Below are 22,395 nucleotides of genomic sequence, written 5' to 3'. Positions count from 1 at the left end.
ACGTTCATAAAACGAGGACTACCGTGGACTCATCATGGCCACCATCGATGACAACGCCCTGCCACATGTGATCGTGCTCTTCGGTGCGACAGGTGATCTGGCGCGCCGCAAGCTCCTTCCTGGCCTCCTCAGACTGAACGAGGCCGGGCTGATGACCGACGCCCAGATCGTCGGCACCTCCTTGGAGGAGATGTCCGACGAGGACTTCGTCGCGTTCGCACGCGAGGCCTGCGAGGAGTTCGGCAAGGGCGACATCACCGACGAGCGGTGGAAGGCCTTCGGCGGGATGCTCTCCTACGTCTCGACCAAGGAAGGCCCGCACGCGCTCGCCGACGCGGTGAAGCTCGCCGAGAAGAAGCTCCAGGGAGCCGGCAACGACGTACGCCGCCTCCACTACCTCAGTGTCCCGCCCAAGGCCGCGCAGGACGTGATCCGTCAGCTCGAGGAGGCCGACCTCGTCGAGCGCGCCCGGATCATCATGGAGAAGCCCTTCGGCACCGACCTGGCGTCGGCCAAGGAGCTCAACGCGAAGATCCACGAGGTCTTCTCCGAGGAGCAGATCTTCCGGATCGACCACTTCCTCGGCAAGGAGGCCGCCCAGAACATCCTGGCCTTCCGCTTCGCCAACGGACTCTTCGAGCCGATCTGGAACCGCAACTTCATCGACCACGTCCAGATCGACATCCCCGAGACGCTCGGGCTGGAGGGACGCACCGCGTTCTACGAGAGCACCGGCGCCTACCGCGACATGGTCGTGACCCACCTGATGCAGGTGCTCGCCTTCATGGCGATGGAGCCCCCGACCTCGCTGGCTCCCGACCCGATCGGCGAGGAGAAGAACAAGGTCTTCCGCTCGATCCAGCCGCTGAAGCCGAAGAACGTCGTCCGCGGACAATACTCCGGCTACCGCGGCAAGAACGAGGTCGCCGACGACTCCGACACCGAGACCTTCATCGCGATGAAGGTGATCATCGACAACTGGCGCTGGGCCGGTGTGCCGTTCTTCCTGCGCACCGGCAAGAAGCTGGCCGAGGGCGCGCGGATCATCTCGATCGCGTTCAAGGAGCCGCCGCTGACGATGTTCCCGTCCAACTCCGGCGCCGGCACCCAGGGCCCCGACCACCTGACTTTCGACCTGGCCGACCAGTCGAAGATGTCGCTGTCGTTCTACGGCAAGCGCCCCGGGCCGGGGATGAAGCTGGAGAAGCTGTCCATGCAGTTCTCCACCCAGGACACGACCTCGTCGACCGGCGTCCTCGAGGCCTACGAACGTCTCATCCACGACGCCATGCGCGGCGACCACACGCTCTTCACCACCGCCGAGGGCATCGAGACGCTCTGGGAGATCTCCCAGCCACTCCTCGACAACCCGCCGCCGGTGCGCCTCTACGCTCCCGGCTCCTGGGGCCCCAACTCGATCCACCAGCTGATCGCCCCGCACGCCTGGCGCCTCCCCTTCGAGCGCTCCTGGCGCGAGACGAAGAAGCCCTAGCCGAGGCGTCACGTACGTCGGCCGAAAGGTCAGCCAGGTCGCCCGAGGCGTCACTCCGGCCGGCCGATACGTCGCTTGCGTCGGTCGAGCTGGCAATGCGTGACGTCTCGGTCGACGCGCCTGACGCTTCGGCCGACGGGGCTGACGCTTCGGCTAGGGGGCGTTGGCGCTGAGCTGCTCGAGGAGAGCCTGGGCGGCGCGGTCGATGGCGTCGCCGTCGTAGGGCTCCAGGTCGACGGAGTTGAAGCTCTGGATGAGGTTGCCGTTCTGGACGAAGCCGGTGACGGCGTACGAGCTGACGCCCTGCTGCTTGACCAGCCGGGCGTCATCGGCACCCTCGACCTCGGGCTCGCTGACTTTGCCGGACTGCACGTCCATGCTCTTCCAGGCCTCCGCGAGAGTGCCGTTGAAGGGCAGATAGTTCAGCTCGTAGGCAGTCCCGCCCGACTTCTCGGGAAGGAGGGCGCAGCGGGGTGCCGCCGAGGTGCCCTTCTCGACGCGGAGCTGGGCGCCGAGCGCCTTCTCGACCGGCGCGATGTCGAGCCCGTCGCACGGGTTGAACGTCTCCTTCGCGGAGTGGTCCGAACCCGAAGCCGATGCCGACGCGGACGCCGACGGGGCGGTGGGCTCCTCGGCCCCACAGGCAGCGAGCGAGAGCAGCGCCAGCATGACTGGCGCCAGGGTGGCGTACTTCATCGAGTGATCCTCAATTGTTCAGCACCGCCGTGGGCGGTTCGGTCGGCCGGGGTGTGGTCGAGCCGGGCAGGCGCAGGATCATTCGTGCGCCGCCGTGCGGGGAGCGGGCGGCCGAGACCGACCCGCCGGTGCGCTCGGCGACCTGCCGGACGATAGCGAGCCCGAGTCCGGACCCGGGCATCGAGCGAGCCTCGGTCGAGCGGTAGAAGCGGTCGAAGATGTGGGGGAGGTCGTCCTCGGCGATGCCCGGTCCCTCGTCGTCGACGGTGAGCTCACCGTCGCTCAGGGCGACGTGCACGGTCCCCGACTCGGGTGACCACTTGGCAGCGTTGTCCAGCAGGTTGGTGACCGCACGCTCCAACGAGCTGGAATCGCCCATGACCCACCACGGCGTCATCGTGTCGGAGAAGGTCACCGACGGCGCCCGCAGCCGTACGCGGGACAGCGCGCGCTCCACCACCTCGGAGAGATCGATCGTCTCCAGTGTCGGCTCGGCGGGTTCGTCGCGAGCGAGCTCGACGAGGTCGCCGATCAGGTTGGTGAGCTCCTCGATCTGGGCACGGATGTCGCCGAGCAGCTCGGACCGCTGCTCGCCGGAGATGGAGGCATCGGCCTGGGTGAGCAGCTCGACGTTGGTGCGGAGCGAGGTCAGCGGCGTACGCAGCTCGTGGGAGGCGTCCGCCACCAGCTGTCGCTGCCGGTCCCGGGACGCGGTGACCGCCGCGAGCAGCCGGTTGAACGAGGTGGCCAGCCGGGCGATCTCGTCGTCGCCCTCGACCGGGAGCGGGGTGAGGTCCTCGGTGGTCGCGATCCGGTCGACCGATGCGGTCAGCCGCCTCACCGGACGCAGACCACCCACGGCGACCACCCATCCGGCGAGCGCCGAGGCGATGACCCCGGCAGCGCCGAAGAAGAGCACGACGAGCCCGAGTCGTTTGTACATCGCGTGCTGTGGCTCCAGCGACTGGGCCAGCATCAGCGCCGTATCGCTGCCGGAGATCGGCACCGTCACAACTCGGAAGGCGCCGTCCCCGGTGGTGATGGTGCGCACCATCATCGGCTCTTCCCGCGTGGCGACCTTCACCTCGGGCGGGCCCGGTCGGGGAAAGCTCTTCTGCGTCGGCGACCAGGAGTCGTGGTCGCTCACCTCCGCGACCTGGATGTCACTGGCATTGAGGACCCAGGTCGGGACGGTCTCCCCGGTGCGGGTGTTGCGGATCAGCAACGGGTTCTCCGCAGCTGCCGTGGCTCGCTTCAGCAGCGACTCGTCCATGTTGGCCTGGAGCTGGATGCGGACAGCGAAGTAGAGACCCGTCGCGATCAGCGCGATCGAGCCGGCGACGGCGAGAGTGGTCAGCAAGGTGACCCGGCCGGCCAGGGAGCCGCGGTAGCGCGAGCCGGTGGCCGACGTGGTCACGGAGCTGCTCACGGCTCCTTCAGCACGTAGCCGATGCCGCGCACGGTGTGGATCAGCCGAGCCTCGCCCTCGGCCTCGGTCTTGCGCCGCAGGTAGCCGACGTAGACCTCCAGCGAGTTGGCCGTCGTCGGGAAGTCGTAGCCCCACACCTCTTCGAGGATGAAGGACCGATCGAGTACGCGGCGGGGCCGGCGCAGGAACATCTCCAGGAGCGTGAACTCGGTGCGGGTGAGCTCGATCGACCGCTCGCCCCGGGTCACCTCGCGGGTGGTGGTGTTCATGGTGAGGTCGGCGAAGGACAGGGTCTCCTCGTCCTCCTCGCCGATCGGCGCGGCCCGGCGCAGCAGCGCGCGCAACCGGGCCAGCAGCTCCTCGAGCGCGAACGGCTTGGTGAGGTAGTCGTCGGCCCCGGCGTCCAGGCCGTCGACGCGGTCGCCGATGGCGTCGCGGGCGGTGAGCACCAGGATGGGTACGTCGTTGCCGGCGGCACGCAGCGCCTTGGTGGCCTCGATGCCGTCGAGACGGGGCATCATCACGTCCATCACGACCACGTCGGGTCCGTGGTTGGCGATGCCGGCGAGCGCCTCGGCGCCGTCGCCGGCCAGGGCGACCACGTAGCCGTTGAACTCCAGCGACCGGCGCAGCGACTCGCGCACGGCCTTGTCGTCATCGACGACGAGCACGTGCGGCTTGTCGTCGAGGCTCTCGCTGGACCCCTCACGGGGGGTGGCAGGGCTGTTCACACTCCTACCTTGCCACCCCTCGCTGAGTCACCGCTGAGAGGACGCCGGTGTTTCCGCTGAGATCAGGCGTTCTCCTTGCGGAAGGTGGAGATGCCCCACCAGACCGCCAGCGCGAACAGGACGACGGTCCAGCCGAGACCCCAACCGATGTCGGCCATGCCGAGGTCGCCGAAGAACGAGGCGCGCACCGCGTCGACGATGTGCTTGGTCGGGATGACGTCGGCCAGCGCCTCGAGCCACCCGGCGCCGAAGCTCATCGGCAGGAAGATGCCCGACAGCAGCAGGATCGGCATCAGCAGCATGTTGGTCACCGGCGCCATCACGTCCTCGCTCTTCACGAGCAGCGCGAACGCGTTGGAGGCGGCCGCTCCCGCGCCACCGATGAACACGGTGATCGCGATCCCGACGAGGATCCCGACCGGCTTGAAGTCCATCCCCATCACCAGGCCGAGAGCAACCAGGATGATCGCCTGCACCAGGATCTGCAGCAGGTCGCGGTAGAGGCGCCCGAACAGCAGCGCTCCACGCGATGCCGGGGTGACCCGCTCCGCCTCGATGACGCCCTCACGCCACTCGCCGATGAGCGAGAAGCCGGCGAACATCGCCCCGAAGATGCCGAGCTGGACGAGCATGCCGGGGACGAACCAGTTGTAGGCGTTGCCGCCGAGCTCGTCGATCAGCGGCTCGAGCAGCGGACCGAAGAGCAGCAGGTAGAGGATCGGCTGCATCACGCCGATGAGCACCCATGCCGGGTTGCGGAGGTTCATCCGCAGCTGGCGGTTGAAGACGACCATCGACTCCCGGAAGAAACCGGACTTGAGGACAGGCTGCTGGAACTCGGTCATCACTTCACCTCCTGGCTCTGCGTGGTGGACCCGGTGGCCACGGTGGCCTCATCGGGCTCGGGTGAGCCTGCCTCGGCGTCGCGCAGGGTGCGTCCGGTCAGCGTCAGGAAGACGTCGTCCAGGGTGGGGCGGGCGATCTCGATCGACTCCAGCGAGACGCCGCTGGACTCCAGGTCGCGCAGCAGTCCGGGGACTGCCTTGCCGGCACGCGGCACCCGGCCGCTGACCAGCCGCTCGTCGATCTCGACGCTCTCCGAGATCGAGCCGAGCTTGTCGCGCGCGATCGCGACCTGCTCGTCGGTGGCGACCTCCAGGGAGACCAGGTCGCCGGAGACGGCTGCCTTGAGGTTCTCGGGGGTGTCGTTGGCGACGATGCGGCCCTTGTCGATGACCACCAGCCGGTCGGCGAGCGCGTCGGCCTCGTCGAGGTAGTGGGTGGTCAGGAAGACCGTCGCCCCGTGATCCGTACGCAGCGAGGCGATGTGGTCCCACAGGTTGGCCCGCGCCTGCGGGTCGAGCCCGGTGGTCGGCTCGTCGAGGAAGACCAGCTTCGGCGCATGGATCAGCGCCATCGCGATGTCGAGGCGGCGCTTCTGGCCACCGGACATGTTGCGTGGCTTGCGCCGCCACAGACCGTCGAGCTGGAGCCGCTCGAACAGCGCCTGACCGTGGGCGGTGGCGTCCTTCTTGGACATCCCGTAGAGCATGCCGTGGTCGACGACCTCGTCACCGGCGTAGGCCCCGGAGAACGTCGATCCGACCTGGGAGCAGTAGCCGATGCTCCGACGCACCTCCACGGATTGCCTGGCCACGTCGAAGCCGGCCACGGTGGCGGTGCCGGCCGTGGGCTTGAGGAGGGTGGTGAGGATGCGCAGGGTGGTGGTCTTTCCGGCGCCGTTCGGGCCCAGGAAGCCGACCACCTCGCCCTCTTCGACGTCGAGGTCGACCCCGTCGACCGCGACGACTTCTCTCTTCTGCTTGCCATGGCCGGAGGCGAAGGTGTGCCTCAGGCCGCGTGCGTGAATCATGTGTCACTCCCTTGTGCGTGCGAGTCCAGACAAGCACGGACCACGGACAACAATCACCCGATTTACCGGGCTGTTCAAAGTTGAATACCCGGAGTGTTCAATTTTGACCACACGATGTCAAACCAGTTCCGCGCGACCGCCCCGGCTCAGCGGCGCAGCATCTCCCGGTAGCGCTTCCGGTCGGCGTCCATCTGCCACCCGGGGTCGTCATCGGCGGGCACCCAACCGGGGGCGTCGCCGGCGAAGAAGTGCTTGCCGCTGCGTACGTCGTCCAGCACCTCCACCAGCCACGACCGCTCGGCGCGGAGCTTGTCGATCTGGAGGTGCAGGCCGGCGACGGTGTGGGGCGGCGCCATCCGGGCGTTCACCCGGGCGGCGGCGTCGAGCTCCTTGATCGTGCGCTCGAGGTTCTTCAGGCGGACGCTCAGGTGCCGGACCGCGGCCGGCCGCTCCAGCAGTGGCATCAGCGAGAACCCCGCGTAGAAGGAGACGCCGTGGTAGGCGTCGACCGCCTCCAACGAACGGGTGACCAGGCGCTCCAGCTCCGCGCGGCCGCTGTCGCTGATCTCGTAGACCGCGACCGTACGCCCGTTGTCGACCAGATCGTGCCTGGTCAGATGGCTCTTCTCGGAGAGTGAGGTCAGCGCGTGGTAGATCGAGCCCGGGTTGATGTTGGCCCACTGGTCGACCTGCCACGACATCAGCTCGCGCCGGATCTGGTAGCCGTTGACGGGCTCGAACAGCGCCACCGCCCCCAGCAGCAGCATCCGCGTGTCGTCTCCGGCCATAGGGAGATTCTAGGGGCGGCACGACCGGGCCTCAGTGGGACGTCAGCTGCCAGAGATGGCCGTCGGGGTCCGCGACGACCGCTCGATACTCGCCCCAGGGTGCGGCCTCCGGCCCGAGCACGCCGCGGCCGAGAGCTGTCGCGGCCGCATAGCGATCCTCGACCTCCTCGCGCGAGCCGAGCTGGATGGTGACCAGGCACTGCTTCAGATCCTCGGGAGCGGGCAGGGTTGCTGCGTCCATCGGCTCGTCCCCGAGCTGGCCGGTGACCCACTTGAACCCGCCGGTCGGGATCATCATCACCTCGCACGTCTCCGACAGCGTCGCGCGGAGCGGTTCGGGCACCCCGTCCTCGGCGGGGTCGCCGGGAGTCTCGAGGCCGAGGCCGTCCCGGAGGAAGACGTGCGACCGGGTTCGGTCGCGGGTGGGCAGGGCGATCGTCGTACGCATCGGGGTCTCCTCAGTGGCAGCAGTCGTTGGTGGTCGGGAGTGAGGTGGTGGTCACTGACTACGTTAAACATAGTTGATACTCTTGTGAAGAGAGTTTGGAGGATCGATGCCGAAGAAGCAGACGTACGCCGACCTGGGCGATGCCTGCGCGACCGCGCACGCCATGGACGTCATCGGGGACCGGTGGAGCATGGTGATCGCGCGTGAGCTGATGCTCGGCCCGCGCCGGTTCGCGGACCTGGCCTCGGCCGTCGTCGGGATCACGCCCGCCGTGCTCACCTCCAGGTTGAAGGCGCTGCGCGACAGCGGCGTCGTCGAGCAGGCGCAGCTCGACGACCTCGGAAAGACCCGCGTCTACCGGCTCACCGAGTGGGGGCAGGGGCTGGAGGACGTGATGCGTTCGCTCGGCCGCTGGGCGCAGCGCTCGCCCGGTTTCCCGGTGGAGGACGGGAGCATGACTCCCGACGGGGTGATCGTCGCGATGCGCACGATGGCGCCCTACGCCACGATGGCCGACTGGCGCGACGGGCCGGTCCGGATCGCGATCGAGCTGCACGACGAGCGGCGCCCCGCCGCAGGCGTACGCCGTTACCGGCTGCACTGGGACGCGGACCGTTTCGAGCTGACCGAGGGTGCGGACGATGCGCCCACGACCACCGTCATCGGCGACTCGTCGGCGTGGGCCGGCGTGGTCTTCGCCGGGGTTCCCGCTGGCGCGATCGACATCGAGGGCGACAGGCGGGCTGTGGAGAGGGTGGCTGCTGCGTACGCGACCGTCGCCTAGGCCCGGGACCTCTGGCACTGATGACGCGTAGTTCAGGCTCACTACCCTTGATGGGTTCGAATTGACTCGGAGAGGATCGACGTGACCCTGAACCTGACCTACGGGGACCTGGGAGATGCGTGCGCCGCCGCGCACGCACTGGACCTGATCGGTGACCGGTGGAGCCTGATCGTGGTGCGTGAGCTGATGTTCGGGCCGCGCACCGCACGTGACCTGGAGTCCTCCGTGATCGGGGTCCGCACCGACGAGCTCAAGGACCGGCTGCAGTTCCTGGAGCACGCCGGAGTCGTGGTCGAGACCGAGCTCGGCTACATCACCAAGACGACGGCCTACGCCCTCACGCCGTGGGGCCGCGAGCTCGAGTCGATCCTCGGGGCGCTCGGACGTTGGGCGCACGGCTCCACCCGCTTCCCGGTGATGTCCGCCGGGATGACGCCCAGCGGCGTGATGGTGGCGATGCGCACGATGGTGCCTCCCGGCACCGCGACCACGCCGGAGCCGATCAGCGTCACCTGGGAGCTGACCGACGTACGCCGCCCCGACGCCGACCCCCAGCAGTTCCGGCTGATCTGGAAGGACAACCAGTTCGACCTCGCCGAGGGCACGCTCGAGGACGCCGACGTCACCATCGCGGGCGACTCGACCGCGTGGACCGGGGTGGTCTTCATGGGCTTCCCCGTGGATGCGGCGATCGCCGAGGCCGGGCTCAAGGTCGACGGCGACCGTGAGGCGCTGGATCGCGTGCTCGGGCTGTTCGCGAACACCCTCGCCGAGGCGAGCTGACCCGTCGACGCTCAGGGGGCAGGGTCGGCACAGAAGGCGATCAGCTCGCCGCGGGCCTTGCCCTCCTCGATCAGCTGACCGACGTCGAGGGTGACGTGCTTCAGCTCGCCGAGCGGGGAGCGGATGATGGCGCTCTCCCGGCGCCACGGCGCGATCGTGGGAGGGGCGACGCAGTGGTGCTGCTCGAGCATCGCGGCGAGCTCGGGCTGCTCCTTCTTCGCCAGTGACTGAGGCTCGGACGGCCGGGTGACGGCGACCACGCAGAAGGCCGCCAGCGCTGTCAGCGCGCAGACCTTCATGGCGATGACGACAAGCGTCAGCGGTCGCGGTGTGTCCGAGTGCACGCTGTATCTAACGAGCGACAGGTCCGACGGTGACGGGCACTATGACGAAGGTCCCATCCGGACATCTGGAGCGGACCGGGGGCAGAGTCGCTAGTGTCGCGTCATGCCTTCGCGTACGTCGTCCTGGTTCTCCTCGCCCACCGAGGCCGTCACCCGGCTGGGAGACGTCGGCTACCTCGCGGACGACTCGACCGCGCTGACGACCTTCCTCGCGGGGGCGCTGGAGAAGCCGGTGCTCGTCGAGGGGCCGGCCGGCGTCGGCAAGACCGAGCTGGCCAAGGCGATCACCCGCGCGACCGGGGCGGAGCTGGTCAGGTTGCAGTGCTACGAGGGTCTCGACGAGGCCCGGGCGCTGTACGAGTGGAACTACAAGAAGCAGCTCCTCCGCATCCAGGCGGCCAACGACGGGCAGGCCTGGGAGGAGACCCACGACGACATCTTCTCCGAGGAGTTCCTCCTCACCCGCCCGTTGCTGACGGCCATCCGCCGCGAAGAGCCGACCGTCCTGCTCATCGACGAGGTCGACAAGACCGACGTCGAGGTCGAGGGGCTGCTGCTCGAGGTGCTCTCCGACTTCCAGGTGACCATCCCCGAGCTCGGCACGATGGCGTCGACCCGTCGGCCGCTCGTCGTGCTCACCTCCAACGCCACCCGTGAGCTCTCCGAGGCGCTCAAGCGACGCTGTCTCTACCTCCACCTCGACTACCCCGACGCCGACCGAGAACGCGACATCGTGCTCTCCCAGGTGCCCGGCCTCGACGACAAGGTCGCCCGCCAGCTGGTCGCGGTCGTCGGGCGGCTGCGCGAGCTCGAGCTCAAGAAGTCCCCGAGCATCGCCGAGTCGGTCGACTGGGCGCGCACCCTGATCGCGCTGGAGATCATCGACCTCTCCGACAAGGCCGTCGCCGACACGCTCGGCGTCGTCCTCAAGCACTCCTCCGACGTCGACCGGGCCGTCCGAGAGCTGCGGTTGAAGAGGTGACCCTCCTCGACCGGCACATCGAGTTCCTCGAAGCCCTTCGGGGAGCGGGGCTGCCGGTGTCGCTCTCCGAGGGCCTCGATGCGGTCACGGCCATGGGCCTGATCGGCTGGAACGACCGGACCCAGGTCAGAGAGGCGTACGCCGCGACCCTGGTCAAGCGCGCCAACCAGCGGGCCACCTTCGACGGCCTCTTCGAGCTCTACTTCCCCCGGATGATCGGTTCCGGGATGGATGCTGATGCGGAGGCCGCCGGGGTGGCGAAGGACGGCCCGGAGGCCCTGTCCGAGTTCACCGAGCGGCTGGCGGAGGCGCTGGCGGCCGACGATGCCGAGATGCTCCGTCAGCTGGCCGCCGAGGCGGTGGCACGCTTCGGCGCGATGCCCGGCCGCGGCCCTGGCCTGAGCTCGTGGTCGTCCTACACCGCGCTGCGCCGGCTCTCCACCGACGAGCTGACGGCACGCCTCATCGAGGGCCTCCAGCAGGGTGGCTGGACCGAGGAGGAGGCTGCGCGCGTCGGCACCCGGCGGGTGAACCGCTTCGAGGGTCTCGTCGAAGCCGACGCGCGACGGAGGATCGCGGAGGAGAAGGGCCCCGAGCAGATCGCCAAGATCGCGGTCCGCCCCACCATCGAGAAGCTCGACTTCCTGCACGCCCGCCGCGCCGACCTGGAGGCGCTCCGGCGCGAGATCTACCCGCTGGCCCGTCGGCTGGCGACGCGCCTCACCCAGGAGCATCACGCTCGCCGGCGCGGAGCGGTCGACCTGCGGCGTACGCTCCGGTCCTCGATGTCCACCGGCGGCGTCCCCGTCGACCTGCGCTTCCGGCCCAAGCGTCCGCACCGCACCGAGCTGGTGATCCTGTGCGACGTGTCGGGGTCGGTCTCCAACTTCGCGACCTTCACACTGATGCTGGTCTTCGCGCTGCGGGAGCAGTTCGGCAAGGTGCGCGCGTTCACCTTCGTCGACGAGATCCACGAGGTCACGCCCTATTTCAAGGCCGGCGCCGACCTGGTCGACACGATGACCGAGCTGACCAAGGCGACCGAGCACGCGGCCCGGATGGGGCGCACCAACTACGGTCGGGCCTTCTCCCTCTTCCAGGAGCGCCACGCCGACGCCCTCGGCCCCAAGTCGTCCCTGCTGATCCTCGGCGACGCCCGCTCCAACTACTCCGACCTCGCCGTCGACTCGCTGCGCGCGATGGCCGAGTCGGCGCGGCACTCCTACTGGCTCAACCCCGAGGTTCGTACGCAGTGGGACACCGGCGACTCCGAGGCGACCCGCTACGGATCGATCATCGAGATGCGGGAGTGCCGCAATCTCACCCAGCTCAGCGAGTTCGTCCACGACCTCGCGTGACGCTGGATCACTGCAGCTTGAGGTCCAGCCCGTAGACGATCCGGTCGGCGACGCCGACGGAGTCGGTGATGCAGACGACCCGGTCGTCGGCGAGGAAGCGACGCCGGTCGGACAGCACGGGGGTGCCGTCGGGGATCTGCAGGTCGTAGGTCTCCTGCGGGGTCGGCATCCGTGACTCGATGTCCATCGCGACGGTGGTGACCGTGACGCCGACGGTGGCCAGCAGGTCCTTGATCGGCGGCTGCGGCCAGTCGTCGGACGGGGTGGCGAGCGGGGTGTCGATGACCAGCGGGTAGGGGATGTAGGCCGTGGTGCGGTATTCGGCGGTGTCGTCACCGCTGATGTAGAAGGTGAAGGTGGTGCTGAGCAGCTCGCTGCGCGGGTCGAGCTCGAAGGCCGCCCCCAGCTTCTCGCCGGCGGCGATCACCTCGTAGGTGTGCTCGACCGAGAGGCCGTCGTCGGGACCGCGCGGCGGCTGGTTGTAGGCCGCGTCCGGCTTCGCCGGGTGGCTGCGGTCGGTGATCAGCATGCTCATCAGGTCGTAGCGGGTCTTGGTGGCGTCGCGTACAAAGACGCCGCGACCCTGCTCGCTGGTGATCAGGCCCTCGTTGCGGAGCACCGCCAGGCCTCGCCGGATCGTGGCGCGGTCGTAGGGGAAGGTGTCCATCAGCTCGGGTTCGGTCGGTAGACGCTCGCCCGGCTGGTAGGTGCCGTCGTCGATCAGGGCCCGCAGGTAGTCGGCCACGTGGAGGTATTTCGGCAGGCCGCGCGGACGAGGGTTGCTCATGGGAGAACACGTTACTGAGCCGTACAGATCCCGAATAGCGGCATAGCCCCACCTTTTAAGCCTTGACCCATTGCAATGAGTGGACTTAGGGTCGAAGAAGCCTCGGGGCGTTGGGCAACCTGGCCCCCGCTGGAGACCGGCGTCTCGAGGCACTCAACGACGAGAGCCATCGACATTCCTTGGGGGGAATTCGTGTTCGTAGACGCAAGACTCAGCATGGGGTCCAGCGAGAGGCCGCCGGTCCTGTCCAAGGATCCGCTGGTCTACCGGACCGACCGGGGCAGCTTCTGGCACCTTCGCTCGGGTAAGAAGACCAACGGCTACGTGTCGACCATGTGCGGCCGTCGCCTCGGTACGTGGCACGTGCTGCCGCCGCGGCGGCTCAGCCGGGTCGCCCCCGACCAGGTCTGCGTCGGGTGCCTGCGCAAGACCCCGATCGGGGAGGTGAAGCGACCGAGCGGGTCAGGCAACCTCGAGCAGGCTCAGGTCGGTGAGCCACTCGACCGGCGCGACGTCATCGGTATAGACCGTCCCGCCTCGGACCGCAGGCTCGAGCCGGGCGGCGGAGTCGGTGAGGGCGCCGGCGAGGTCGGCGGGCTGCGACGCAGCGGTCGCGGTGAGGCTGGTGACGGGGTCGGCCTCCGGGTCGACGGTCGCGATCAGGTGGGTGTTGGTGGGGCCGGAGTCCGACCGCCACACCGCCTCACCGAACGAGGTACGCAGGGTTGCCGTGAGGACCTTCTCCAGCGCTGTCGAGCCCTCCGGGTGGGCTGAGTTCACGACGAGCACCCCGCCCGGGTTCAGGTGGTCCTTCGCCAGCGCGAAGAACTCCTTCGTGGTCAGGTAGAACGGGATGTAGGGCTGGTGGTAGGCGTCGACCATGATCGCGTCGTACTTCCGGGTCTGCTTCTGCAGCCACGGGCGGGCGTCGGCGGTGTGGAGGTGGAGGTTCGGCTGGTCCTTCAGGTCGAAGAGCTCCTGGCCGACCTTGGTGACGTCCTCGTCGATCTCGACGGCGTCCACCCGGGTCTCCGGGGCGAAGTGGCCGAACTGGCGCGCGGTCGTCCCGGCGGCCGACCCCAGGATCGCCACCGACTTCGGGGCCTTCGCACCGGCGTACGACAGCGAGAGCATCTCGTCCCAGTAGGCACCGGTGAGCCACTCGTCCTCGGTGTAGACCGAGTGCACGGCGTGACCCTCGTTGAGCTCGAGGTAGCGGGTGCCGTCGTCGTACTCCACCACGCGGGCGTACTGGTATTCCGTCTCCTTCTCCCAGATCACCTCGCCGCCGTTGCTGGTCACGGTCTTGACCGACCCGGTCGGCAGCGCGGTGAGGCCGAGGATCACGATCGGGACGAGCACTGCGGGCAGCGCGGACTTGGCCGAGTCCCTGCGGACCAGGTGCGGGATCGTGGCGAGCGCGATCAGGAAGGCGAAGATCAAGAACGTACGCTGCGTCCCGACCACGGGAATGAGGAACAGCGAGGCGGCGAAGGTGCCGACCAGCGAGCCGATCGTCGAGATCGCGTAGAGCCGCCCGGCTGCGTGGCCGGAGTCCTCGACGGACTCGACGCTCAGTCGGACGGCGTACGGGCTGACCATGCCGAGCAGGAACAGTGGGAAAGCGAGCAGGACTCCCACCCCGACCAGCGAGCCGGCGAACGTGGCGATGCTGAGCTGCTCGACCGCCCTGACCGCCAACGGAAGGAACGGCTTGGCGACGAACGGCACGGCAGCCAGCAGCAGAGCGGCGAACAGCACGATCTTGGCCAGGCCGGCAGAGTTCGGGTTCCGGTCGGCGAGCCGGCCGCCGACGGAGTAGCCGATCGCGAGCGCGACCAGCACCGTCGCGATCGTGTTGGCCCACACGATCGTCGAGTCGCCGAACCAAGGAGCGAGGAGGCGAGCCGCTGCCATCTCGGATCCCAGAGTGCCGGCACCGACGGTGAAGACGAGCAGCTCGAGCGCCCGCGCACGCAGTTTCATGGAGGTGAACCTATCCGTGAGCGCAAGCGGGCCTTGAGCTTGACCCAAGGGGAAGCGCCAATCTGCTTCCACCGGTGACCTTCACCGGGGAGGATGGTGACCATGAGCGAGCGCCCGGAGGGGCTTGTGAACATCGGCGACTTCGCCCGGGCGACCGGGCTGACGCCGAAGGCACTGAGGTTGTACGACGACCTCGGTCTGCTGCTTCCTGCCGAGGTGGACGCGGTCTCGGGCTATCGCCGGTATGCACCGGACCAGGTGGAACGAGCCCGTCTGGTGGCGTCGTTGCGGCTGGTCGGGATGCCGCTGGCCCGGATCCGCGAGGTCGTCGACATGCCTGCTGCTCGTGCGGCGGCCGAGGTCGAGACCTACTGGCGTCAGGTCGAGGCCGACACCGCCACGCGTCGCTCCATGGTCTCCGTCCTCGTCCACTCGATGAGGAACGAGGCACGACCGATGACCACCACCACCGACAGACTGCACGCGGAGTTCGGCGTCAGCCACGAACAGGGTGGCCGGGCCACCCAGCAGGACGCCGTCCTGGTCACCCCCGAGCTGATCGCCGTAGCCGACGGTTTCGGCGGGCGTGACGATCTCGCCGGCGCGGCTCTGACCGCGTACGCCGCCGGGGGCCTGGCCAACGCGATCACCGAGGTCGCCCGTGACGTGACCAAGGCCGGCACCACCCTCACTGCGGTCGACCTGCACGGCTCGACGGCACGGATCACCCACATCGGCGACGGCCGTGTCGTCCTGGTGCGCGACGGTGACGTACGACAGATCACCCACGACCACACGGTGGTCGCGGCCATGGTCGAGGCCGGTCAGCTCACCGCCGACGAGGCCCGATCCCACGAGCACCGGGCGGTGCTCAACCGGGCTCTCGTGCCCGGGGTCGTCGCCGATGAGATCACCCTCGACCTGCTGCCCGGCGACCGACTGGTGCTGACGACCGACGGCGTCCACTCCTACGTCGACGACCTGGACGCTCTGATCACGGCGGAGGCAGGTCCTCAGGAGGTCGCGGAGGCGGTCGCTGCCGCCGTGGTCGCCGCCGGGGAGCCGGACAACCACACCATCGTCGTCGCTGATCTGGCCTGACGCCTCTGGCGATCCCGGCTCAACGCCGCCGCCACCACCGACGCCGCCCCACGGCCCCGGGCTCCTCACCGAGCTCCGCAGCAACGGCGGCGAACGAATCGCGCAGCGAGGGATAGGCCAGCTCGATCTCCGGGTGCTCGACGATGACCTGGGCGATCCGGCGGGTGAGGCGTTTGCCGACGCTGGCGATGTGCCGGACGACGGCGTCGACCTCGTCGTCGGTGAGCTGCTGCGGGTAGAAGGGCTTCGGCTCCTTGTCCCGCAGCAGCTCACGCATGGGCTCGAGGGCGTCGATGCCGTAGCGCAAGGCCAGCGTTCGCAGCTCGTCGTCGGCGATCTTCCGGAGCCGCTCGTGGTCGGCGGGCGGCATCAGGGTGTAGGCGGTCGGCCCGAGCGGGCAGGACTGGAGGTGTACGTCGAGCCGCTCCTGCAGATGCTGCCCGAGCGGGAGCACGTTGAGGGCACGCTTGATCTCGAGCGCGTGCAGCGAGTAGGAGAGGTTGACCCGCTGCAACGCCAGGTCGCCGAGCCCGGCGGTCTCGATACCGGCCGTGTCGAGCAGGTCGGTGAGCAGGTTGTCGCCGACGAAGAGCTCGGGGAGGTAGGGCCGGAGGACCAGCCGGGACCGCACCGCCTCGGAGTCGAGGGCGTTGTAGAGGTGCTGATGGCCCAGCCACCCGCCGTAGGCGGCGGGCTCCGCCACGAACGGCTCGACGTGCCCGAGCCGCTTGACCCGCTGGTTGTAGTCGGACTCGAGGAAGGCGAGCGGGTCGCGGACGTACAGCACGAACCGGGCCTGAGGCGGCAGGAGGTCGGCGATCCCGGGAAGCTCGGGGAGGAAGGCCTCCGAGGAGAGCAGGAGGGTGTGGCAGCCACTGGCCTCGAACTCTGCGAGCGTCGTGGCGACCTCCCGCGGCGAGGCCACGAAGAGATGGCCGGAGCGTTCCATGAGCGCCCCTGCGTTGCCGGCACTGATGCCGTTCGTGTCGACACTGTGACGCGGGTAGTGGATGCCGGTCCGCGCGAGCTCCTCGATGTGGGTGTTGAGGAAGGCCTGGACCGCCGAGGTGCCCGTCTTGGGGAGGCCGGCGTGGATGACGATGGACTTCACGAGGACCGATCGGTAGGCGTCAGAGCGCCCGCCGCAGGTCAGCCATGCACGGTGCGGAGGGCGACTACACGGTATCGACTCACCTCACCGAGGCAAGCCCCCTCCGGTGTCGCCCACCGCCCGCCGCCGTCAGCCGAGGTAGCCCAGGGTCCGGATCCGGCTGATCTCGTCGCGCAGCTCGTCGTGGCTGGCGTTGTCCGCCGCCCGTCCACCCATGACGTAGTGACTCTCCAGTTCCGAGGTGCCGTCATAGACGACGGTGAACCGGTGTCCCACACCCGCGTTGATGAGCCCGCCGAGGAGCGCGACCGGGTCGGAACGGTCCTCCAGCGACAGCACCCGGGTGGTCTCCGGGACCCGCGGCGCTGCCGCGCCGGGAGCACCCACGGTCACCACCTGGTCCACGACGTACGCAGCCCCGGCCGCCGCCGCGATGGCAGCCGCCGCTGTTCCTCCCGCCGCGGCGCCCACGAGCATCACGTGCGAGCCGGTCTCGACCGCCTCCTCGATGGCCCGGGACGCGGTGGCGATGTAGTCGGAGAGGTCACCGGAGACGAGCCGCAGCCGCCGGCTGCCGGTGTAGGGGCCGGGCAGATAGGCGATGTAGCGACCGGGCGCCGTCTGCTGAACCGCGACGCCGGCCGCGGTGGCCTCCAGGGTGCGGATCAGCTCCTCGATGGTGGTCGGGGTGTCCGCGGTGACAGCACCGCTCGCGGTGTCCTCGTCGGCGGAGACCAGCGCCCCGCCGACGTCACGGAGCGCATGCCCGGCGTCGGTCGTGAACGCGTCGATACCGGCAGCGCGCAGCGCCCCCGCCGTGGCCGGGGCGGCGTCGTCGCCGCGCGGGAAGTCGGCGGTGAGCAGCGAACGCAGCTCGAGCGACTCGAGCAGGCCACCGCCGGTGGCGATGTGGTCCATCAGCTCGGGATGACCCTGGGCCAGCTCGCCGAGGTAGGCGGTGACGCCCTCGCGGTCGAGGGCGTCGGTCTCGATCAGGCCGGCGGACAGCAGCGATCCGCCGAGCTCCACCTCGGGTGCGAGATAGTCGAGCGCGTTGGCCGCGATGGCGCCGAGCGATCTGCGGGCCGCGGCCTGGAGCTCGTCGATCCAGCGGTAGGTCTCCACGGTCGCGCGCACCGAGAGCGCGTCGGCCTCGAGCGCCTGACCGAGCCCGAGGACACCGCTCTTCTCGGAGGTTGCCGCCCGGATCTCGTCCTCAGCCGGCTCCCAGGTCTTCGGGGAGAGCCCGGCGGAGTCGGTGACGTCGTCGTCGGTCAGGATCTCCGCGCCGAGCTCGGCCCACTCGTGCAGCTGCGCGCCGGCGTCGCCGATGGACCCGGCCAGACCCAGGATCTGCGCGTACTTGTCCTCCGGCCCCGCCGGCGGCGGCACCGCGTCAGGGGCACCCCCGGGAAGCGGACCCAGACGGTCGATCGGATGATTGGCCGGCTGGTTGTCCGGCTGGTTGTCCGGGGCGTTCATCGAGCCACCTCCGCTAGAACAGGGGCAAGGTCAGCGGCGAGCTCGGAAGGCTCCACGCTGGTGATCAGCAGGGTCAGGTCGCCGTCGAGCGAGACCGTACGCATCGAACGCCAGCCGTCGTTGACCAGCGTCCAGGACACGGTGCCGATCAGCGGGTTCTCCGGGTCGGCGGTCGTCGCGACGACGGCGCGGAGGCGGCCGTGGGTCTCGGTGGACAGTGCCTCGAGGGCGCTCGCGACGACGACGTCGCCGGCAGTCAGCACGGGCACCAGATCGGCGCGTCCCGTGCGCAGCGCCTCGAACACTGCGTCGGCGGTGGCGAACGGGACCTCCAGCTGCTCGGGCACCGCCGAGGTCATCCGGGCGGTGTCGCCCGGCAGCGTCGCGGTGCGGCCGAGCTCGGCGGCCCAGGCGGCCGAGGGATACCAGGAGAGCTCGAAGACGAGCCCGTCGACGGTGGCGAGCGAGGCGGCCGCCTCGCCCTTCTGCCGATGCCAGGCGCGGCCGCGCAGGCCGTCGACGACGACATCGAGGTCGATGACCACCTCCGGGGTCGCCAGGAGCCCGAGGGCGCCGGCGATGCCGGTGTCGAGCGTGCCGTCGTCGTCGAGCAGGTCACGACGCAGCAGCGAGGTGCTGCCCTCGCCGAAGCCGGCGACCGCGCGGGCCAGGGCTTCGGCCTCGGCTGCCGAGCGGGTCCGTCCGAGCCGGGCGTCGAGCCCCTCGTCGCGGTGCGTCGCGACCTCGAACGGAAGCGGTGCGCCGATGCTCTCGCACGCGTGGGTGAGCTCGGGAAGGGTCAGTCCGACCCGGCGAGGCACCCCTGCCCAGGGTTCGGTCGGCGCGCTCGGCGCGGGACCCAGGTCGATCGTGGTCATCGAAGAGTGACCTCCAGCCAGTCCTTGTGGCCCGGCTCCGGGGCCTCGAATCCGTCGAGCTTGTTCTCGGCGATCAGCGCTTCGGCGCGCGCCTCGGTCTCGGCGATCTGCTCCTTGAACAGATCGACCTGCTTGAGGTGCTTGGCCAACGTGTCGGCCGCGCGATCGTGCTGCTCGGCCACGATGCGCAGAGCCGTGGCACGCTCCTTCATCCGCACCCGGAGGGAGTCGGCCGCCCGGCCGTGCCACGGCACGGACTCGGCCTGCGCCACCAGCTTGTCGGCACTCGCACGGATGTCGTCCGCCTGCTCGCGCAGACGGTTCACCCGACGACGGATCACATCGCTGTCGCCGTACATATCCCTCCTTGGGCAGGTCTCTGAGATGTTCCTACCCCGCTGGAGCGGTTCTAAACGTAAAATCGTGAACTTTCTCAAAAACGCCCGCGGAGCCCTACCGCAGCACGGTGGAGAGGCGGTCGAGACCCTGCTCGATCTCGGTTGCGGAGCCGGCGAAGGAGAGGCGTACGAAGCGGTGCCCGTCGACCGGGTCGAAGTCGACGCCCGGAGCCATCGCGACGCCCGTACGGTCGAGGACCTCGTGGCACCAGGCCATGGTGTCGTCGGTCCAGCGGCTGACGTCGGCGTAGACGTAGAACGCGCCGTCGGCCGGGGCCATCTCGGTGACGCCGAGCGAGCGCAGGCCGTCGAGGAGCACCTCGCGGTTGGTCGCGTAGCGGGTCACATGGCTGTCGAGCTCGGCGTACGCGTCCGGGGTGAACGACGCGATCGCGGCATGCTGGGCGAGCGCCGGCGGGCAGATGGTGAAGTTGCCGACCAGCACGTCGATCGCGCGGCGCAGATGGGCAGGGGCGAGCAGCCAGCCGATGCGCCACCCGGTCATCGAGAAGTATTTGGAGAACGAGCCGAACACGACGGCGTCGCGCGAGGTCTCCCAGGCGCTGCGGCCGCGGCTCCCGTCCCCGCCGTAGGTCAGCCCGTGGTAGATCTCGTCGGAGATCAGCTGGATCCCGGCCTCCTCGCAGTAGCGCGCCAGCCCGGCCAGCTCCTCAGGGCGTAGCATCGTGCCGGTGGGGTTGGCCGGGCTGGCCACGACCAGGCCCTTGAGCCCGACGCGCTCGTGCAGCTCCTGGACCTGCTCGACGGTCGGCTGAAAGCGCTCGGCGGCACCGGTCGGGATCTCCACGACCTCGCACCCGAGGGCGGCGAGCACGTTGCGGTAGCAGGGGTAGGACGGCCGGGCCATCGCCACCTTGTCCCCGACGTCGAAGGCCGCCAGGAAGCTGGCCAGGAACCCGCCGCTCGCGCCGGTCGTGACGATCACGTCTTCGGGCGAGACCTCGATCCCGTGCCAGGACCGATGATGCCCGGCGATCGCCTGCCGCAGCTCCAGGATCCCGGTCGCCGGCGTGTAGCCCAGCGGGTCGCCGCTCTGCAGCAGCCGCACCGCCTCGGCGCTGACCGCCTGGGGAGCACCCGTGGAGGGTTGGCCCGAGGTGAGCGAGATGAGATCGGCGTGTGTCCGCTGCCGCTGGGCCGCCCGCTCGAGCATGTCCATCACGTGAAAAGGGGGCACGTTCGCGCGTCGGGCAACAGTCAGGCGGTCCATGGGAGCAAACACTAGGGCGTGGCCGAGAATGGCCTGGATGGCATGCGTCGTCAGGGTGCGTGCTGGCCAAAGGCCACTTCGTTCAGACCTCGCCCCGAAGGCATACCGGGGTATTTCGAGGGGCGGCAACGCCGGCCAGCGCGTGCCATGGCGGCGCAGGTCGCCAGGCAATTCTCGGGCACGCCCTAGGATGCAGTTCCAGCGGTCAAAGGGGGACCCGTGAGCTTCGACGTCCATCAGCTCGACATGTTCGTGCTGATCGGCTCGCTGGTCACGCTGCTGGCGATCCTCGCGGTGCGGGTGTCCACGAGAGCCGGCCTGCCGTCGCTGCTGATCTACCTGCTGATGGGCGTCCTCCTCGGTGAGTCGGTGCTCGGGATCCGGTTCGACGACGCCGCGCTGGCCCACGCGATCGGCTTCGGGGCGCTGGCGCTGATCCTGGCCGAAGGTGGTCTGACGACCACGTGGAAGGACGTACGTCCCGTCTTCGGTCTCGGTTTGATGCTGGCCACCGTCGGGGTGGTGGTCTCGATCGGGATCGTCGCCGTGGGGGCGCACTATCTGCTCGGGCTGCCGTGGCAGCTGGCGTTCCTGCTGGGCGCGGTGACCTCACCGACCGACGCAGCCGCGGTGTTCTCCGTGCTGCGGGTGGTTCCGCTGCCCAAGCGGCTGACCGGTGTCCTCGAGGCGGAGTCGGGGCTCAACGACGCCCCCACTGTGGTGATCGTGACGCTCATCGCCAGTGGTGCGATCGGCGAGAACCCTCCGGTCGTCGTGGCCGGGATCGTGGTCGGTGAGCTCCTGCTGGGCCTCGTGGTCGGCCTGCTGGTCGGTTTCGGAGGTGCCTGGCTGATGCGAAGGGCCGCGCTGCCCTCCGCCGGCCTCTACCCGCTGGCCGTGATGACGCTGGCGTTCCTCGCGTACGGCGGATCGGCGTGGCTGCACGGCTCCGGGTTCGCGGCGATCTACGTGGCTGCGTTGGTGCTCGGCAACACCGACCTGCCCCACCGGGGTGCCACCAGATCCTTCGCCGAAGGAGTCGCCTGGCTTGCTCAGATCGGGCTCTTCGTGATGCTCGGTCTGCTGCTCTCCCCAGGACGTATCGACCTGGAGACGATCGGCCTCGCGCTGGCCGCCGGACTGATCCTGACGCTCCTCGCCCGGCCCGCATCCGTGCTGGTCAGCACGGTGGTCTCCCGGATGTCATGGCGCGAGACGGTGTTCGTCTCCTGGGCAGGGCTCCGTGGTGCCGTGCCGGTCGTGCTCACCACCATCCCGCTGGCCGCAGGCGTCGAGGGCGCCGAGGAGCTCTTCGACCTGGTCTTCGTGATGGTCGTCGTCTACACGCTGCTGACCGGACCGACGCTGCCCTGGGTCGCCCGGGTGCTCGGGGTCGCCCGGCCGAACGACCCGCGCTCCCTCGATCTCGACGTCGCGCCGCTGGAGCAGATCGCGGCCGACCTCATCCAGCTCCGGATCCCGCGCGAGTCGCGGCTCCACGGCGTGGAGGTCGGCGAGCTGCGGCTGCCCACGGGGTCGTCGGTGTCGCTGCTGATCCGCGACGGACGAACTCTCGTCCCGGAGGACACCACGGTCCTCCGCGCCCGCGACGTCGTCCTGGTCGTCGTACCCCGGGACCTGCGCGAGCAGGTCGAGCGTCGGCTCGAGGTGGTCAGCCGGAAGGGACGACTCGCGGGATGGCTCCGATGAGGG

The 22,395-nt window shown here is 69.3% G+C and carries 22 protein-coding genes; 7 read left to right on the top strand and 15 right to left on the bottom strand.

The window, feature by feature from the left end; all coding sequences use genetic code 11:
* The first annotated feature begins 34 nt into the window (after positions 1 to 34).
* Positions 35 to 1,492, top strand: coding sequence for a glucose-6-phosphate dehydrogenase (zwf, locus tag WBG06_RS09800; protein ID WP_336736395.1), 1,458 nt, complete (start codon positions 35 to 37; stop codon positions 1,490 to 1,492).
* Between the two features lie 153 nt (positions 1,493 to 1,645).
* Here the strand turns inward: zwf and WBG06_RS09795 are convergent, their stop codons facing one another.
* From WBG06_RS09795 to WBG06_RS09765, 7 genes are all read right to left on the bottom strand, one after another.
* On the bottom strand, positions 1,646 to 2,188 hold the full coding sequence (locus WBG06_RS09795) for a hypothetical protein (RefSeq protein WP_336736394.1): 543 nt from the start codon (positions 2,186 to 2,188) through the stop codon (positions 1,646 to 1,648).
* A gap of 10 nt (positions 2,189 to 2,198) precedes the next feature.
* Entirely contained in the window at positions 2,199 to 3,617 is a 1,419-nt protein-coding gene (locus tag WBG06_RS09790) for a sensor histidine kinase (RefSeq protein WP_336736393.1), read from the bottom strand.
* Entirely contained in the window at positions 3,614 to 4,348 is a 735-nt protein-coding gene (locus WBG06_RS09785) for a response regulator transcription factor (RefSeq protein WP_442945424.1), read from the bottom strand. Before WBG06_RS09785 ends, WBG06_RS09790 begins: the two co-directional genes overlap by 4 nt.
* Before the next feature lie 62 nt (positions 4,349 to 4,410).
* Complete coding sequence (locus WBG06_RS09780; protein WP_336736392.1) at positions 4,411 to 5,193, bottom strand: ABC transporter permease; 783 nt, start codon at positions 5,191 to 5,193, stop codon at positions 4,411 to 4,413.
* Entirely contained in the window at positions 5,193 to 6,221 is a 1,029-nt protein-coding gene (locus WBG06_RS09775) for an ATP-binding cassette domain-containing protein (protein WP_336736391.1), read from the bottom strand. The genes WBG06_RS09780 and WBG06_RS09775 overlap by 1 nt, the downstream gene beginning before the upstream one ends.
* A gap of 146 nt (positions 6,222 to 6,367) precedes the next feature.
* On the bottom strand, positions 6,368 to 7,009 hold the full coding sequence (locus WBG06_RS09770; RefSeq protein ID WP_336736390.1) for a PadR family transcriptional regulator: 642 nt from the start codon (positions 7,007 to 7,009) through the stop codon (positions 6,368 to 6,370).
* Positions 7,010 to 7,040: 31 nt separating this feature from the next.
* Complete coding sequence (locus tag WBG06_RS09765) at positions 7,041 to 7,457, bottom strand: VOC family protein (protein ID WP_165109983.1); 417 nt, start codon at positions 7,455 to 7,457, stop codon at positions 7,041 to 7,043.
* A gap of 106 nt (positions 7,458 to 7,563) precedes the next feature.
* Between WBG06_RS09765 and WBG06_RS09760 the strand changes: the two genes are divergently transcribed.
* Both WBG06_RS09760 and WBG06_RS09755 read left to right on the top strand, forming a co-directional pair.
* The gene (locus tag WBG06_RS09760) at positions 7,564 to 8,241 is read left to right on the top strand and encodes a winged helix-turn-helix transcriptional regulator (RefSeq protein WP_336736389.1); all 678 of its coding nucleotides are present in this window, start codon (positions 7,564 to 7,566) and stop codon (positions 8,239 to 8,241) included.
* A gap of 81 nt (positions 8,242 to 8,322) precedes the next feature.
* Entirely contained in the window at positions 8,323 to 9,024 is a 702-nt protein-coding gene (locus WBG06_RS09755) for a winged helix-turn-helix transcriptional regulator (RefSeq protein ID WP_336736388.1), read from the top strand.
* A gap of 11 nt (positions 9,025 to 9,035) precedes the next feature.
* Here WBG06_RS09755 and WBG06_RS09750 read toward each other — a convergent pair whose 3' ends face one another.
* Complete coding sequence (locus WBG06_RS09750) at positions 9,036 to 9,368, bottom strand: hypothetical protein (protein WP_336736387.1); 333 nt, start codon at positions 9,366 to 9,368, stop codon at positions 9,036 to 9,038.
* 103 nt (positions 9,369 to 9,471) lie between these two features.
* Between WBG06_RS09750 and WBG06_RS09745 the strand changes: the two genes are divergently transcribed.
* Together WBG06_RS09745 and WBG06_RS09740 are read left to right on the top strand one after the other, a co-directional pair.
* Positions 9,472 to 10,350, top strand: coding sequence for an AAA family ATPase (locus tag WBG06_RS09745; protein WP_336736386.1), 879 nt, complete (start codon positions 9,472 to 9,474; stop codon positions 10,348 to 10,350).
* Positions 10,347 to 11,708, top strand: coding sequence for a vWA domain-containing protein (locus tag WBG06_RS09740; RefSeq protein ID WP_336736385.1), 1,362 nt, complete (start codon positions 10,347 to 10,349; stop codon positions 11,706 to 11,708). Before WBG06_RS09745 ends, WBG06_RS09740 begins: the two co-directional genes overlap by 4 nt.
* 7 nt (positions 11,709 to 11,715) lie before the next feature.
* On the opposite strand, the gene WBG06_RS09735 is transcribed toward WBG06_RS09740, so the two are convergent.
* Positions 11,716 to 12,495, bottom strand: coding sequence for a GntR family transcriptional regulator (locus WBG06_RS09735; RefSeq protein ID WP_336736384.1), 780 nt, complete (start codon positions 12,493 to 12,495; stop codon positions 11,716 to 11,718).
* Positions 12,496 to 12,957: 462 nt separating this feature from the next.
* Positions 12,958 to 14,481 carry a spermidine synthase gene (locus tag WBG06_RS09730; protein WP_336736383.1) on the bottom strand — a complete coding sequence of 508 codons (1,524 nt, stop codon included), beginning with the start codon at positions 14,479 to 14,481 and terminating at the stop codon, positions 12,958 to 12,960.
* A 102-nt stretch (positions 14,482 to 14,583) separates the two neighbouring features.
* Between WBG06_RS09730 and WBG06_RS09725 the strand changes: the two genes are divergently transcribed.
* A complete protein-coding gene (locus WBG06_RS09725; protein WP_336736382.1) occupies positions 14,584 to 15,582 on the top strand; it encodes a MerR family transcriptional regulator in 999 nt (332 codons plus the stop codon).
* Positions 15,583 to 15,601: 19 nt separating this feature from the next.
* On the opposite strand, the gene WBG06_RS09720 is transcribed toward WBG06_RS09725, so the two are convergent.
* The 5 genes from WBG06_RS09720 to WBG06_RS09700 form a co-directional block, all read right to left on the bottom strand.
* Positions 15,602 to 16,693, bottom strand: coding sequence for a hypothetical protein (locus tag WBG06_RS09720; protein ID WP_336736381.1), 1,092 nt, complete (start codon positions 16,691 to 16,693; stop codon positions 15,602 to 15,604).
* Between the two features lie 129 nt (positions 16,694 to 16,822).
* Positions 16,823 to 18,175, bottom strand: a complete 1,353-nt coding sequence (locus WBG06_RS09715; RefSeq protein ID WP_336736380.1) for a hypothetical protein — start codon at positions 18,173 to 18,175, stop codon at positions 16,823 to 16,825.
* Positions 18,172 to 19,053: a hypothetical protein gene (locus tag WBG06_RS09710; protein ID WP_336736379.1), complete on the bottom strand. Its 882-nt coding sequence runs from the start codon at positions 19,051 to 19,053 to the stop codon at positions 18,172 to 18,174. Before WBG06_RS09710 ends, WBG06_RS09715 begins: the two co-directional genes overlap by 4 nt.
* Positions 19,050 to 19,412, bottom strand: coding sequence for a hypothetical protein (locus WBG06_RS09705; protein ID WP_336736378.1), 363 nt, complete (start codon positions 19,410 to 19,412; stop codon positions 19,050 to 19,052). Before WBG06_RS09705 ends, WBG06_RS09710 begins: the two co-directional genes overlap by 4 nt.
* A 94-nt stretch (positions 19,413 to 19,506) precedes the next feature.
* Complete coding sequence (locus WBG06_RS09700; protein ID WP_336736377.1) at positions 19,507 to 20,649, bottom strand: pyridoxal phosphate-dependent aminotransferase; 1,143 nt, start codon at positions 20,647 to 20,649, stop codon at positions 19,507 to 19,509.
* 279 nt (positions 20,650 to 20,928) lie between these two features.
* Between WBG06_RS09700 and WBG06_RS09695 the strand changes: the two genes are divergently transcribed.
* Complete coding sequence (locus WBG06_RS09695; RefSeq protein WP_336736936.1) at positions 20,929 to 22,392, top strand: potassium/proton antiporter; 1,464 nt, start codon at positions 20,929 to 20,931, stop codon at positions 22,390 to 22,392.
* The last annotated feature ends 3 nt before the right edge of the window (positions 22,393 to 22,395 follow it).

It is taken from the genome of Nocardioides sp. CCNWLW239, assembly GCF_037137035.1.
Taxonomy (GTDB): Bacteria; Actinomycetota; Actinomycetes; order Propionibacteriales; family Nocardioidaceae; genus Nocardioides.
Note: the sequence above shows the minus strand (reverse complement) of the source record. Positions and strands in the feature narration are given on the sequence as shown.